Genomic DNA, 15,030 nt, shown 5'->3' on the forward strand with positions numbered 1-15,030 from the left:
GGCTACTCCTTCAGCAGTTCGACTATTTCATTCTCATAACCAGCCGATTTTTCTTCAAAAAAGCCCAGGTGTTTTTGTACTAATTCTCCCTGGCGATTAAAAAGATAACTACTCGGCATGCCTTGCAGATCAAACTGGCTGGCGACATCGGCTTGTGGGTCGAAACGGATATGAAAATCGGCGGGTAATTTTGATAGAAACTTTTCTGCTAACGCCCTGTCTGCATCCAAGTTAATGGCAACAATAGCCAAGCCTTGTTGTTGATATTTTTGATGCATTGCGTTCATCCAGGGAAAGGACTTACGACAGGGTCCACACCAGGAGGCCCAAAAATCCAGGTATACCACCTTCCCCTTAAATTCACTCAGGCTCACCAATTCGCCTTGAAAATTTTGTACCTGATAGTTCAGCGAAGGCGCGGCACTTAAGCTCCACGTCATCAAGCTCAGCAACAGCAATAGTTTTCTCATAGTGCCCCCTCAGTGATTGCCGCCATTAGCCCATTCACCAGATCGCTAGAAACCATAGTTCCACACTAGTTGATAACAATCAGAATGAAAAGCCCCACGATATAAACTCACGCTATTTCAAAGAAGTAAGAAAATCAGAGATACACTTCATCATGGCCATGATGAGTCCACTCCGTACAGTGTTAAAAAAATATCAACGCAGGTTCGATAATTGAAAGAGAGCAAAGTGAGTGAAGAGAAATCCGGCGGTAAACTCCTGCGTGCACACTTAAGATAAAGCGTGCACGGACCAGAGCCTATGTAGGGGCAATGAACCTGAGCGAAACTAATCCTGAGTCTTAAGCAGGCTGATAATGCCAGCCACATTGGAGAAGCTAAACTTCTCCATTATCTCTGTGGCTCCCTTAATAAAGGTAGACTTATGTTGACGAACGACGTGGTATACCTGAAAGCAGAGAATGATATCACTCTCCGATAAGCCGTTATTCTTATTTGCAATGACAGCTAAGTAGCAGCGCAAAATAAAGCAATCCAGCACAATCAATCTGAAGGCTGATTGTGGTTTATCATCCAGAGTGGTCGGGAAGTATTCGTGATACATATAATAGAGGAGGTATCGCTTAAAGATGTCTCCATGCTCATCTAATGCCGGTGACGCGATATCGTTCCACGCTCGGTTAATTCTCTCGATATCAAGGGTTTCATCGTCATTTAACATGGCACTGATGGCATCATTAATCATTCCGAATCTAACTCCGTCACGCCTTGGATGTGCATCGATGAACATACCATGAATTGCGGCGAATGCCTGAACCTGATGACCACAAACATAAGATAAGCTTTGGTATTGATCCTGTAGAACACCTTGCTCAGCCAGCAGAGACAATTGCTCGAAGCGGCTATCCAATACACTGGCCGGCGCTTCATTTTGCCACACCTTATCGGCCGAATTAATCAGAAATCCTATAGTAAGTAGTGCTTGCTGCCAATTAAGCTTGTCGTTTAACAGCAACTCGATGCTGTAGTCATATGTCTTAGTAACCCATAGTGGACTCGAGTGTGGTGTTTGCCAGGAACCAGAAAGCTTACGCTCAAATATAAAGGCGTCGGGGCTGAACAGTATCAGCCTGGCAGCTTCCGGGCATGACAAGGAAAGGCTGTCAAACTTATCATGTTCTCTGATGACCGTGAGCCTTGGATAAGTTCTACACGTGGCACTAAGAGTCTCTTCACCCGCTATAGAATGGATCTTACAAAGCTTCTTGCTGTCTAAAAAAGGGCAAACACCTGTAGCATCGGTCCGTACTATGGCCCACTGGTCATCACTGCGTTTTATCTTCTTCAGGGCCGACTTAGCTAACCCCTTCAACTGAGGATGGGCCATTGTCTTCTTGTAGCTTTTTTTATCGATATAGATATTCCAGCCGATACAGCAGCTGTCTTCGCAATCCGGGCCTATACAGCTAAAATCACTGACATACTTAGGTGTAACAATGGCGCTATCCATACAGACTCTCTTAACGTTGAGGAGGAGTTATAAGATAACAAAGTTGGCTAGCGAGTCAAATATGGTAAAAGCTTCCGCCCTCTATTAAAGACTTATGAATCATTGGGTAACCGTATACCAACCTTAACAACCTCTCCCTGACTCAGCTCAGAGACAACCCAACTCAGCGATTGCCATTCGAACTGATCCCCAAGCACCAACTCATCCCCCAAATGTTTAACCAACAATTCTCCAACAGACAGATATTGCGCCTCATCATCGAGTTCGAGTCCGTATATCGGGGCCAGGCTGGCTAATTGAATATCGACATCGAGAAAGAAGTCACCGAAGAAGCGCGGTAACTCCTCCTGCATTGGCGCTTCACTGAACAGGGTTCCCAAGGCATCGAGATCTTTTTCATGCCCCAGTACACACAAGATATCTCCCGTTTGCAGCTTAGTGCTTCCCGAGGGGTGCAACATATCCTTGCCACGGTACAGGGCGGCAATGTGTGTTCCCGCAGGCATGTTGAGCCTGCGAATAGGCTCCCCCACACACCACTTATGTTCGCTGAGGTGGTAAACAAAAAGCTCCCAGTCACTCTTAGGGTAGATGGCCACGCCAGATCTGGAGATAGGGCTAGGTTTGGTTGGCAGTTCTACCTTAGCGAGTCTCGCAGCCCTGCCTAAAGAGCAGCCCTGAACCAACAGAGAGACCAAGACTACAAAGAAGGCAACATTGAAATAAAGCTGGGCATTGGGAAGACCCGCCATCATAGGAAATACCGCTAAAATAATCGGTACGGCACCTCGCAGCCCGACCCAGGAGATGAACCAACGGTCCCGACTACTGAAACTCTTAAATGGCAACAGGCTCAGCCACACGGAAATGGGCCTGGCAAACAAGATCATACCAAATGCCAACGCCAGTGCAGGAATCGCTACCTCAGTCAGATCTGATGGGGTCAAGAGCAAGCCTAAGACCAGGAACATGCCAATCTGACTCAGCCAGGTCATGCCATCGAGCACACTCAAGATGGTATGTCGGCCCTGCATCGCACGGTTCCCCAATAGTAATCCCAACAGGTAGATAGACAAGATGCCGCTACCGCCCAGGCTATTTGAGATAGCAAACACGATTAAGCCGCCACTGAGCACTAAGACTGGATATAAGCCGTCGGCCAGCTGAATTCGATTGATTAATTGCCATAACAACCAGCCTCCACCTAAGCCCAGACACGCCCCTAAGCCAAACTGCTTGATGAAACTCATCACCATGAAGCTAGCCGACACTCCTTCACCTACACTAGCGAGTATGGCTATTAAGGTCACAGTCAGAAAAACAGCCATGGGATCGTTACTGCCGGACTCTATCTCTAATGTCGCACCCACACGTTCGTTCAGACGCTTGCCTTTAAGCAATGAAAATACGGCTGCCGCATCAGTAGAGCCCACGATAGCCCCCACCAATAGCCCCTGAAGAATATTGAGGTCAAACAAGTAGGCGGCCATCATTCCCGTCAGGCCCGTCGTAATAGCCACGCCAAATGTGGCTAAGGAGAGTGCCGGCCACAGGGCCACCCTGAAACTGGAGACGCGAGTGCGCATACCGCCATCGAGCAAAATAACGGCCAGGGCTAAGTTGCTGACCAGGTAAGCAACGGAATAGTCATCGAAATGTATCCCACCGGGGCCGTCTTCTCCAGCCATAATACCTACACCGAGAAAGACTAACAGGATAGGAATACCGACACGAGAAGAAACCGCACTCAAAAGTACACTCACTGCAATTAACAGCGCACCGATAAGAAAAAAATTATTAATTGTTTCAGCGCTCACAATGACCCCTTTTCCAGTACTTGAACCTTATCTTCGATGCCTGCTTTCTAATATCTGCTTTCTGATACCTATGTAGTAAGCTCAGTTTTATCTTGTAAGCATCGAATAACTTTTAACCATGCCATTATACAATAGCAAGGGAGATAGAAAACATAATTTTTATTAATTTTAACGCACAAAGAAAGAATCAACACCTTAACACTAAAAAACACAGTCAAACTAAAAAAAAACCTTTATAAACACCAAGGTTAAAAAATATAAAAACATTTACATGAACAACAAAACAATTAATAACCTCACTAAACACAAGTTTATACCAAGGAATAACCATCAAGCATTCGAACATGATATTTATATAGGCATACAGTCAAATGGAGCTAGCCACCCACAAGTGTAAAAATGACACTGGCTGTTATTAAGACACTAAACGAGGGTGTCCTAATGACACAATACGATCTACCAAAAAACAGACAAACAACTATAAAACAAGCAGTTAAAAAATGGTACGACAAATGCTAAACCTCTGACGCCTGATATCAATGACCGCGCTAAGAGGAAATATGAGCAAACTAAAATTAACCGCAATCGCACTCATCGCCGTGCTAATTGCTTCATTCACTGTACTACTGAGTATAGGCAGTGATATTTATCGAGAGAAACCCCCTATCCCAACGGCATTTGTGGCCACCGATGGTCAAACACTCTTCAGTAAAGATGATGTCGAGCAGGGACAGCTGGTCTGGCGATCTATGGGAGGCCACCAGCTAGGTTCTATTTGGGGTCATGGCTCATACGTCGCTCCCGACTGGACCGCAGATTGGCTGCATCGTGAGGCGAGAGCATGGCTTAACATCACTTCGCAGGAACGTTTCAAGCAAGATTTTGACTCCCTGAGTAGCGAAAAGCAGGCGGGATTAGAGCAGCTATTGCGTGAAGATATTCGTCACAACACGGTTATCATCAATACCGACGATACGACTCAGGTGACCCTATCCAGGACTCGTATTCTGGCCATCGAGGAGATAAGCCAGCACTACCTTTCACTCTTTGGTGACGATCCAAAGCTCTATACGCTCAGAGAGCAGTACGCCATGAAAGAGGGCACAGTTCCTAGTTTAGCGCGTCGCGAACAGCTTAATGCCTTCCTCTTCTGGGGTGCTTGGGCGGCGATCACCGAACGTCCCGGCCTGGATTACACCTACACCAATAACTGGCCGTTCGATCCTCAACTGGGTAACACGCCAACCTCAAGCAATATCGTCTGGTCTATCTTGAGTATCGTCACCCTGATCGCGGGTATTGGTGGACTCGTTTGGTACCACGCCAGTGGTAAGCATGAACCTCTCCCAGAGCCTACCGCTCAGGATCCTCTGTTCTTCAAGAAACCCACCCCTTCACAAAAAGCGGTAGGTAAGTACTTCGTTACGGCCATTGGCCTCTTCCTGCTACAGATATTTCTCGGGGGCATCACGGCTCACTATGCGGTTGAGGGGCAGGAGTTTTATGGCTTGCCACTCGCCGAAATTCTCCCCTATTCGGTCACGCGAACCTGGCACACCCAGCTGGCAGTATTCTGGATTGCGACCACCTGGTTAGGCACAGGCCTGTATATCGCTTCGGCCCTCTCCGGCCACGAGCCAAAGTACCAACGCCTGGGCGTCAACGTACTCTGGGCTGCGCTGGTTGTCGTGGTTCTGGGATCTATGGCTGGCGAGTGGGCCGGTGTTCAGCAATACTTCGATCTGGACATGAACTTCCTGTTCGGTCACCAAGGTTACGAATATATCGATCTCGGCAGGGTTTGGCAGGTGCTGCTGCTCGGTGGGCTATTGATCTGGCTTGGGCTCGTGACGGCAGCAATTCGCCCGGCACTTAAGAACCAAGGTGAGATGAGCCCTGTTATCTGGGTCTTGTACTCCTCTTGTATCGCTATCGGCCTGTTCTACGGTGCCGGCCTGTTCATGGGCAAGCATACCAACCTGGCGATTGCCGAATACTGGCGCTGGTGGGTGGTTCACCTTTGGGTCGAAGGCTTCTTCGAGACCTTCGCCACTTCGGTTATTGCACTCATGTTAGTTCGCCTCGGGCTTATCCGTACCCGAAGCGCCAATGCTGCGGTACTCTTTACCACCTTGATCTTCCTCACTGGCGGGTTAATCGGTACCTTGCATCACCTCTACTTTACCGGTGCCCCCACCTCTGTGGTCGCCTGGGGCGCTATCTTCTCAGCGTTAGAGGTCGTGCCACTGGCTATCATAGGATATGAGGCGGTAGAGAGTTATCGTATGCGTCAAGCCGCCCCATGGATGATCCGCTACAGATGGGCCATCATGTTCTTCGTGGCGACGGCATTCTGGAACTTAGTCGGGGCGGGTGTCCTTGGCTTCCTGATCAACCCACCGATTGCTCTCTACTTCATCCAAGGCCTGAATACCACTGCCACCCATGCTCACGCTGCATTTATGGGCGTCTACGGTATGTTAGGCATCGGCTTGATGCTGTTCTGTACACGAGGCTTGACGGGTCAAATGCAGTGGAATGAAAAACTACTCAAGGGCGCGTTCTGGAGCCTGAATATCGGCTTAGCTGGCATGGTATTCATGTCACTGTTACCTGTCGGTATCACGCAGTTCTTCGCCGTTATCGAAAATGGCTACTGGTTTGCCCGTTCACCCGAGGTGATCCACAGCCCACTCGTCGAAACTCTGGTCTGGATGCGCGTTCCCGGTGATGTGGTTTTCGGTATCGGTGGTCTGTTTATGGGCCTGTTCTTCTTCGACATCATTAAGAAGGCCATAGGTACCAAAACACAGACTGTAGAGGAGGGTATCTCAACAGAGGCTTAATCCTGGACTACTTGCTCACTTTTAGGGCCGTTCGCGGCCCTCTTTTTTTGTATTTATGACAGCAATATAAAATGTCAATATGACAAGCATGCCTCACTCGGGTATCTTATATTCTCAAATTTTACCGAATACTCTGAGTAGCCTACTTTCTTATGCCGACTGGTATTAAGCAGCAAAATAGAGAAAACTCAACGGAGACCAAACCATGGCCTTGAGTCAAACAGAGCTAACCCATATCGCACTCGATATCACCTCGGGCCTGTCTAATCGAGACCGGTTTTCTCGCCTACTCGATATCATACGCCAAAACCTCAACTGTGATGCCGCAGCTTTGCTCGCCTTCCAGGGCCAGCAGTTTATTCCTCTTGCCATAGATGGACTCAATGCCGATGTGCTGGGACGCCGCTTTCTTGTGGATGAACATCCCAGACTAGAAGCGATTGCCCGCGCCGGCGATATCGTCAGGTTCCCCGCCGATAGCGATCTTGCGGATCCCTATGATGGCTTGATCCCAAATCAGGGAGATGAGCTTAAGGTTCATGCCTGCATCGGTCTGCCTCTCTATGCCGATGAGCGTTTAATCGGTGCCATCACTATCGACGGCTTCGATCCCGACCAGTTTCAGAAGTTCACCAATAACGAACTGAGAAGCCTCAGTGCAATTGCCGCAGTCTCACTGAGCAACGCACTAATGATAGACAGGCTCGAAAAAGCGGCGTTTCAGTCACAAGACTCTGGCACGGCAATGAGTACCGATATCACGACCGATAACGATGTAGAGATGATAGGCCAGTCTCAGAATATGCAGTCACTCAATAATGAGATTAACGTCGTCGCCTCGACCGATCTTAATGTACTGATCTTAGGTGAAACAGGAACGGGTAAAGAACTTATCGCCAAGGCGGTACATCAGGGTTCGGAACGTAAAAAGTCCCCTCTGGTCTACCTCAACTGCGCCGCACTGCCAGAGTCTGTCGCCGAGAGTGAGCTCTTTGGTCATGTAAAAGGGGCTTTTACCGGCGCTATCAGTAATCGCAGCGGGAAATTTGAGTTGGCCGACAAGGGCACCCTGTTCCTGGATGAAATTGGTGAGCTGCCCCTGACCTTGCAGGCTAAACTGCTCAGGGTCCTTCAGTATGGTGATATTCAGAAAATTGGCGATGATCGCAGCCGCAAGGTCGATGTAAGAATTATTGCCGCCACCAATAAAGATCTTAAACAGGAGATCCTGGCGGGACGCTTTCGTGCCGATCTCTACCACAGACTCAGTGTTTTTCCGCTGATGGTGCCACCGCTGCGTGAACGAGACGATGATATTACTCTCCTGTGTGGATACTTTGTCGAGCGATGCAGGCAAAAACTAGGCATAAAAAACTTAAGCCTCAATCCAACAAGCCTGAGCCTTTTGAAACAATATGATTGGCCGGGAAATATTCGGGAACTGGAACACGCACTCCACCGTGCGGCCGTATTGGCGAAGTCACAGGCGGTCAATGATCTGCCCCAAATCCTTCCTCAACACTTCGATATACCGGGACAGCCTCAAAAGGATAAGGTCCAACTCCCCGGCGAGATTTCGAGCCCTTTTCAAAGCTCATTCACGGGCAGTCTGAAGGATGCCACCGATGAGTTTCAGGCGCAATATATCCGACATGCATTGGCCGAAAACCAGACTCAATGGGCGGCAACGGCACGTCAGCTCAAGGTCGACTCAGGCAATTTGCATCGATTAGCAAAACGGCTGGGGCTCAAGAAGTAGCACTGCTATGCCAATTGGAATTAATCTGATAAAGCTGATATAAAATTGTTATCGATAGACTAAATAAGCTATTAAATGAAAAAGGGTATTATCTCAAGACCTAAGTCCGTTACGAACTCAATTAGTGACCCAATTCATCACCTGGTTATGGGTCTGATGATGCTGGTCACCTCGCTCACCACAGCGGCATTGTTTGTCCCTGTGGTCACGGCCAATGAATTAAATTTGCAACAGATGGCCGCCCCCCTGTATCGCACAGAGAAACAGATCATCTTTCATCGGCTGGATAATGGCCTTCAGCTCAGACTACTCCCTTTAGCCGATAACCAGCTTGTTTCTCTGGCCAGTCAATTCAATGTCGGCTCCAGAGACGAACCTTCGGGACAGACCGGCTATGCCCACCTGTTCGAACATATGTTATTCAAAGGCAGTGAGAATGCGCCCGGGGATAGCTACGCCCAAACCATGAGTGCCATTAGCGGGCAATTTAACGCCTCCACCTTCTTCGATTTCACCAACTACTACCTGACTATTCCGTCAGAAGCGCTGAAACTCAGCCTCTGGCTGGAGGCCGATAGATTTATTCGCCCGGCGCTAACGGATCAAACCGTCAAGAATCAGCAGGACACGGTACTCGAGGAGATGGCCACCAGCATAGATAATCAACCTTACGTGCGTAAGGCGATGGAGTTTTTACTGACTCAGGCCCGAGACACACCCTACGGACATGCGGTGATAGGCAGTCGGGAAGACGTTAAGAATGCAACCAAAGAGGCACTCAAACAATTTCATCATAATCACTACCGCCCCGATGCCATGCAGTTGAGTATCGTTGGTGCACTGCCGGAAAATACAACCCTGTGGGTGGAGGAGGAATTTGGCCAATGGCAAAATCCTGAGCAGGCGCTAAAACCGCCCCTAAAGATGCAGTTCGAGAACAAGCTGGTACACGCTGAGGTCATAGATGAAAGGGGGCCCTGGCCGGCACTGTTGCTCGCCTGGCATACCGTCGGGCAGACGCACAGTGATGCTGCCGCGGTCTCCCTGTTAGAAGCCTACCTGTTTCAAAACCGCAGCAGCTTGATTAAGCAGAGCGGATTAACCGAACCGGACCAACTGCTCACCTATTCAATCCCAATGACGATGGAGCAGATGGGGGTCTCCAACCTGATTATGGTACCCAGAGCAAAGACCTCACTGGACCAGCTTGCCGGCAATGTTGAACAGGCGATAGAAACCTTGGCCACAGACGGCATATCCGACGAGGATCTGTCTCAACTCAAGGCCAACTGGCTCAACAAGCGGTTACAGCTCATCGACAGACCTTCACTACTTGCCAGAGCACTCTCGGCGACCTTAGCGCAAGATAGCTTAACGCCTCTGACGGGCCCCTGGGAACGCATCAACGCGGTTAGTCCTGCGATGCTACAAGCCGCAGCACAGACCTACTTTTCTCAAGGTTATGTCAGGTTGAATCTGCTGCCACCTTGGTACATTCGCTGGACGAAAACCTTGCTCGAGTGGTTTCCAACGGGAGTGAGTGACACTCTGGAGGATCTCGTCTTATGATGACAATTGAGCTAAGTACGTTCAAAGGAATAGCCATATTACTCGGCCTGGTATTGATGCTGCCGATAGTCGGCTGCCAACAGACAAAGTTAGTGTTCACCGACACTCAAACGCCTGTCATTTCTCAGTTTGTCCCCCTCAAAAATGCACCTAAACTCACCTCTACCGCTAAATTGGCAGACAAGGATGAGAGCAAGCCCGGGAATACTCAACCAAAAGTCACGCCACTAACCCCAAATTTCACGCTACATCAGTTTCCTGCCAGTCACTCAGGGTTGCATTACATCAGCTTAGTGCTAATTAACTCACAGCGACCATTTAAGGATATCGATGTACTCAACACCGCACTCTATCACAGGGCAAATTGGTTATCGGCACAGAAACCGCTGTCATGTATCGAAAGTCTGAAGGTAAGAGCGGGCATGCATAGCATCGCGCTGCAGATGGCCTGCCCAACCGAGGAGATAGGATCGGCACTCTCCATCTTAGCAGCGAGCTGGCAAGATAATGCCTTCGATGAGATAGATATCGATACCGTTCGACGGCAGTTAAAACTAAACAAACATATCAGTGCCTTTACGGGTTCAGAGATAGAGAAGGTCTGGGCCAGAGAGATACTGGGTGAACGCCACCCCTATAACTTGGCCCTGAACAACCAAGAGCTGCAGCAAGCGCTCACACAAGTCGACTTAATCGACATACAAGGTGCCATATTACCGGGCTCAAAATGGCATCTGCTCATTTCGGGTGATGATACGACTAAGTCAGCGTCACTCGACAAGCTCGCGCTGGGTTTAGCCAAGCAACTACCGCAGCTCCCTTCAACAGATGTAGCCGCTATTGGCTCTTCAAGAGAGGACAGTGAACGGATCGGGGCAGCATCGAAGAAACAGCTCTTTATCATCGATGTACCCGGCGCCGTTCAGACTCAGGTCAGAGTAGGATACCGATTGCCGATAACCTCCCTTCAGTCTGATACGAAAGGGATGTCGATATCGAGTGCCCCCCTCTCCTGCCACACCTTGGCAAGTTGGCTGGGCCGAAGCTTCTCTGGTCGCCTGTATTACGATCTGAGAGAGAAGCGCGGCTTAACCTACGGCATTTACGGTCGCTGTTTCGACAACCCTCAGGCCCGTACACTGAAGTTTTATGGCAGTACCCAACTTCAACATACCGGCGCCTTCGTCTCCGGCATACTGGATCATCTCAAACTCGCGATGAGCGAACCGGTGCAAGCCACCGAACTCGACGCGATTAAAACCTTCGAGAAGAGTAAGCACTTGCTGGCTAACAGCTCCACGGTGGCGATACAGGCAAGTTACATCAAACGGCTGACTTTAGCTCAAAACAATGAGGATGTGCTGCGTCAACGCGAGGCGATTGCTGCACTGTCCGCTTTAGAGTTACAACAGATGGCTAGGGCCATCTTCGACTCACCGCCAACCATCTTACTTCGCGGCGATGCTGACCTCATCACCGAAGATCTTAAAAGCAAGCTCCCCGATTGGCAGATAAAGATGATCACTCCCTAATATGATCAGTCCCTAATATGATCGCTCCCGGACTGAGGGAGCTGATATACTCCCTTTCTCATTATTTATGCAGATACCACCCAATGACTTTATCGCCACTCGAACGGTACCGGAGACGATTAACCCAATCAGGCTTTGCCTATGATCCGATACAGGAGCGAGCGATTGAGCAATTGGATAGCTTGTTTAAGCAGATCATCGCTTTTCCTCACCCCGCAAAGTCAACAGATTCAAGGTTAAAGGGTCTCTATATTTGGGGGGATGTTGGTCGCGGTAAAACCATGTTGATGGACCTATTCTGTGAGGCGGTATCTGACTCGGGGACTCAACCACCGCTAAGATTACACTTTCATCGCTTTATGGCACGTATTCATAGGGAGTTGTTGCAAGAATCGGGTCACAGAGAACCACTAGCGCGCATAGCAAAACGCATCTCGAAGGAGTGCAGGCTTATCTGTTTCGATGAGTTCTTCGTCTCCGATATCGGTGATGCCATGATCTTGGGTAATCTTTTTCACGCCCTGTTCAAAGAGGGGATTCTATTGGTCGCAACGTCGAATATTCCGATACGGCGTCTCTATGAAAACGGATTACAGAGGGAGCGGTTCGAGCCGAGTATCGAGCTTTTACAGCAATCGACCCGGGAGATTCATCTTGACGGTGAGGCCGACCACAGGTTACGTCGACTCACTTTTAAGCAGAGCTATTTTATTAATGCCCATACCGACACAGATGCTCTGTTTACAAAATTAAATTCCGGAGCAGGATATCAAAGTGAACCGTTAATCATCTTAGGTCGCCCGATTGAGATCATAAAACGGGCGGGACGCCTTCTATGGCTGGATTTTAATTCACTCTGTAACGGGCCCAGATCTCAGCTCGATTATATTGAACTGGCGAGTCAATTTACCACGGTACTGTTAAGTGATATTCCGGTGTTGGGCGGAGAAGCCAAGTCCTGGATAAGAGCCAGAGGTACAGAAGATGGTGCACTGGCGACCAAAACCGGTGAGAGACAACTTTCCTATGCCATCGGGGACGACCCAGCAAGACGCTTTATTGCATTAGTCGATGAGCTTTACGATCAAGGAGTCAGCCTCTACCTGACCGCAGAAGTCCCTCTGGAACATCTATACAGCCAAGGCGCGCTCTCCTTCGAATTCAGGAGAACATACAGCCGTCTTCAAGAGATGCAGTCACATGAATACACCAAAAGCTCAAAAAGAATGCCGTCTTAGCACCGGCAATATTTACACCTCCCCACTAAAAAGGTGCGATAGTCAGAGCTTATCCTGACTATATTCCCTGACTTTCCTCCCCTCAATAGAAACATGTTGGTTTCACGTAATCTTTACTTCCAGCCCCTCAGTTCAAGATAGTGAACTAATATTGAAGATGAAGTTTATCGTTAGGGGGCACAATGATTCAATTTTCCAGTATTCGGCATCAGATATTACTCTTTGGCTCTGCAAGTTTGCTTGCAGTCACCTTAGCTATCATCGGCTACGGCTACTTTTCCAACCAATCTCTGCGACATGAAGTCCACGACAGCGTGTTGAACCAAGCTCAAGATCAAGTCATAGAGAATATTAATTTATCCGCCCGGCAAGAGGCATTAAAAATCAATGCGGCATTCGACCATGCCATGGATATTGCGACCTCGGTTGCAGGTGGATTATTTCCACAAGCTCCCGGTCTTAGCCGCGCGCAAGTCAACAGCATGCTTAAGAATCTGGTCGAAAATAATCATGATATTTTAGGCATATATACAGGATGGGAAGCCAACCGATTCGATGGACTCGATAGCGGTAATACCGACAACCGCGACTCTCTACCCGGTGGTAATTTCGCCCCCTACTGGACCCGTTCAGCATCAGGTAAAATTGATATTCAACCTCTAAGCGACTTCTATTCAGAAAAGCTCACCGCCACGGGGATCAGAAGCTCAGAGTGGTATCTGTGCCCTATGGAGAGTCGCTCGCCCTGCGTTATTGATCCCGCCTCCTATGAAGTCCAGGGAGTCGATACGCTGTTAAGCTCGTTTGTCGCGCCAGTTATACATGACGGTCAATATGTCGGTATGGTCGGTGTCGATTACTCACTAAACTTCTTGCAGCAACTAGCAACACAGGCCGCCGATAACCTTTTTAACGGCGCCTCAAGAGTGATAATCCTCAGCCCCAGAGGGCTTATCAGCGCCGATAGCCGCAATAAGAACAATATTAGCAAGTCAGCCAACAGCTCAGATATTGCCCAGCTACTTACAGCCAGACAAAAACAGCAAGCTTCGATCACAGATAGCAGTATCATCGCCAGTAAAACTTTTGTCGTCACAGGTACAAATACTCAGTGGGAAATTTTAATCCAGGTCCCCAAAGAGCTGGCACTAGCTGAGGCCAATGCCATTGTTGAACAGCTTGAAACGGGCTTTGCCGCAAATCTTAGCGGACAACTCCTCGTAGGTTGTATCGCCGCCATTTTTGGCATGCTACTCATCTGGATCATGTCAGGCTCAATTAATCGACCTATTCGTGAGTTAGTCGACGTGGTTGCCAACTTAACTCAATCGGGTGGCGACTTAACCCAGGAGATAAAAATATCCCGTAGAGATGAAACTGGCCAGCTCGCCACTCACCTCAATACCTTTATCGCTAATGTACGCTCGATCGTTTCGGACGTCGCCAATAGCATGAGTGAACTCACCCACAGCGCCGAGCGCAATGCGGCCCTTTCTGAATCTGGCAGGGAACAGATCAGCACTCAACAGATGGAGATAGAACAGGTCGTTACCGCTACCAATGAGATGTCATCGACCGCCCACAGTGTCTCAGATAATGCTCAGGTAACAGCTGACTCAGTTTCAACCACCCAAGAGTCTGTTTCTAAAGGCCAAGAGGTGGTTCAAGCCAATGCAGAGGGGTTGCAGTCTCTCTCTGAACACGTCAACCACGCATCTAATGAGATCATCGAGTTAGAGAAGCAAACTGAGAGTATTGGTTCCATTCTGGATGTTATTCGCAATATCTCAGAGCAAACGAATCTACTGGCACTCAATGCGGCTATTGAGGCTGCAAGAGCCGGCGAACAAGGCCGAGGCTTTGCTGTGGTTGCCGATGAAGTAAGAGTGCTGGCCACTCGAACCGCCGACTCCACCGATGAAATACAGCATATGATTGATGCGCTTCGAAGTAAGAGTAAGCAAGCTGTGAGTACCATGAGTGAAAGCAGAGAACTGAGTCAAACCTGCTTAACTCATGCAAATCAAGCCGTAGAAGAACTCAATGAAGTGAATAATCAGAGTAGTAAGATCCAAGATATGGCGCATCAGATTGCCAGTGCGGCAGAGGAACAAGCGGCAGTGACCGAAGAGGTAAACCGCAATATTGTCGCCATCAATGACGCTGCAGAGTCTTTGGCAGAAGGTGCTAATGCAGCACAAGAGGAGAGTACAAGTTCAGCCAGACTCGTCGATGAAGTTAACGAAAAAATTAATCATTTCCGCTACTGAAAAGCTCAACATCAGATGATTT

General features: G+C 48.8%; 9 protein-coding genes. 6 read left to right on the forward strand and 3 right to left on the reverse strand.

Going from position 1 to position 15,030, the window contains the following annotated elements:
- Positions 1-2: 2 nt before the first annotated feature.
- From SSED_RS19955 to SSED_RS19965, 3 genes are all read right to left on the reverse strand, one after another.
- On the reverse strand, positions 3-470 hold the full coding sequence (locus SSED_RS19955) for a TlpA family protein disulfide reductase (protein ID WP_012144153.1): 468 nt from the start codon (positions 468-470) through the stop codon (positions 3-5).
- Positions 471-795: 325 nt separating this feature from the next.
- Positions 796-1,977 (reverse strand): flagellin lysine-N-methylase, encoded by a 1,182-nt coding sequence (gene fliB / locus SSED_RS19960; RefSeq protein ID WP_012144154.1) that lies wholly within the window; start codon positions 1,975-1,977, stop codon positions 796-798.
- Between the two features lie 92 nt (positions 1,978-2,069).
- Positions 2,070-3,794: a potassium/proton antiporter gene (locus tag SSED_RS19965; RefSeq protein ID WP_012144155.1), complete on the reverse strand. Its 1,725-nt coding sequence runs from the start codon at positions 3,792-3,794 to the stop codon at positions 2,070-2,072.
- 560 nt (positions 3,795-4,354) lie between these two features.
- Here SSED_RS19965 and SSED_RS19970 point away from each other — a divergent pair.
- The 6 genes from SSED_RS19970 (at position 4,355) to SSED_RS19995 (ending at position 15,008) form a co-directional block, all read left to right on the forward strand.
- Positions 4,355-6,640 (forward strand): nitric-oxide reductase large subunit, encoded by a 2,286-nt coding sequence (locus SSED_RS19970; protein WP_012144156.1) that lies wholly within the window; start codon positions 4,355-4,357, stop codon positions 6,638-6,640.
- A gap of 205 nt (positions 6,641-6,845) precedes the next feature.
- Positions 6,846-8,399 carry a nitric oxide reductase transcriptional regulator NorR gene (norR, locus tag SSED_RS19975; protein ID WP_012144157.1) on the forward strand — a complete coding sequence of 518 codons (1,554 nt, stop codon included), beginning with the start codon at positions 6,846-6,848 and terminating at the stop codon, positions 8,397-8,399.
- A gap of 75 nt (positions 8,400-8,474) precedes the next feature.
- Positions 8,475-9,968, forward strand: a complete 1,494-nt coding sequence (locus SSED_RS19980) for a M16 family metallopeptidase (protein WP_041421828.1) — start codon at positions 8,475-8,477, stop codon at positions 9,966-9,968.
- Positions 9,965-11,500, forward strand: coding sequence for a M16 family metallopeptidase (locus SSED_RS19985; RefSeq protein WP_012144159.1), 1,536 nt, complete (start codon positions 9,965-9,967; stop codon positions 11,498-11,500). The genes SSED_RS19980 and SSED_RS19985 overlap by 4 nt, the downstream gene beginning before the upstream one ends.
- Positions 11,501-11,583: 83 nt before the next feature.
- Positions 11,584-12,738, forward strand: coding sequence for a cell division protein ZapE (gene zapE, locus SSED_RS19990; RefSeq protein ID WP_041421829.1), 1,155 nt, complete (start codon positions 11,584-11,586; stop codon positions 12,736-12,738).
- Positions 12,739-12,920: 182 nt separating this feature from the next.
- Positions 12,921-15,008 carry a methyl-accepting chemotaxis protein gene (locus SSED_RS19995; RefSeq protein WP_012144161.1) on the forward strand — a complete coding sequence of 696 codons (2,088 nt, stop codon included), beginning with the start codon at positions 12,921-12,923 and terminating at the stop codon, positions 15,006-15,008.
- Positions 15,009-15,030: the final 22 nt, after the last annotated feature.

The organism is Shewanella sediminis HAW-EB3, assembly GCF_000018025.1.
Classification (GTDB): Bacteria; Pseudomonadota; Gammaproteobacteria; order Enterobacterales; family Shewanellaceae; genus Shewanella; species Shewanella sediminis.

Bases quoted from the DNA above. Each gene is read 5' to 3' on its own strand.
- SSED_RS19955 (WP_012144153.1), bottom strand. From the start codon at position 470: ATGAGAAAACTATTGCTGTTGCTGAGCTTGATGACGTGGAGCTTAAGT.
- fliB (WP_012144154.1), bottom strand. From the start codon at position 1,977: ATGGATAGCGCCATTGTTACACCTAAGTATGTCAGTGATTTTAGCTGT.
- SSED_RS19970 (WP_012144156.1), top strand. From the start codon at position 4,355: ATGAGCAAACTAAAATTAACCGCAATCGCACTCATCGCCGTGCTAATT.
- norR (WP_012144157.1), top strand. From the start codon at position 6,846: ATGGCCTTGAGTCAAACAGAGCTAACCCATATCGCACTCGATATCACC.
- SSED_RS19980 (WP_041421828.1), top strand. From the start codon at position 8,475: ATGAAAAAGGGTATTATCTCAAGACCTAAGTCCGTTACGAACTCAATT.
- SSED_RS19985 (WP_012144159.1), top strand. From the start codon at position 9,965: ATGATGACAATTGAGCTAAGTACGTTCAAAGGAATAGCCATATTACTC.
- zapE (WP_041421829.1), top strand. From the start codon at position 11,584: ATGACTTTATCGCCACTCGAACGGTACCGGAGACGATTAACCCAATCA.
- SSED_RS19995 (WP_012144161.1), top strand. From the start codon at position 12,921: ATGATTCAATTTTCCAGTATTCGGCATCAGATATTACTCTTTGGCTCT.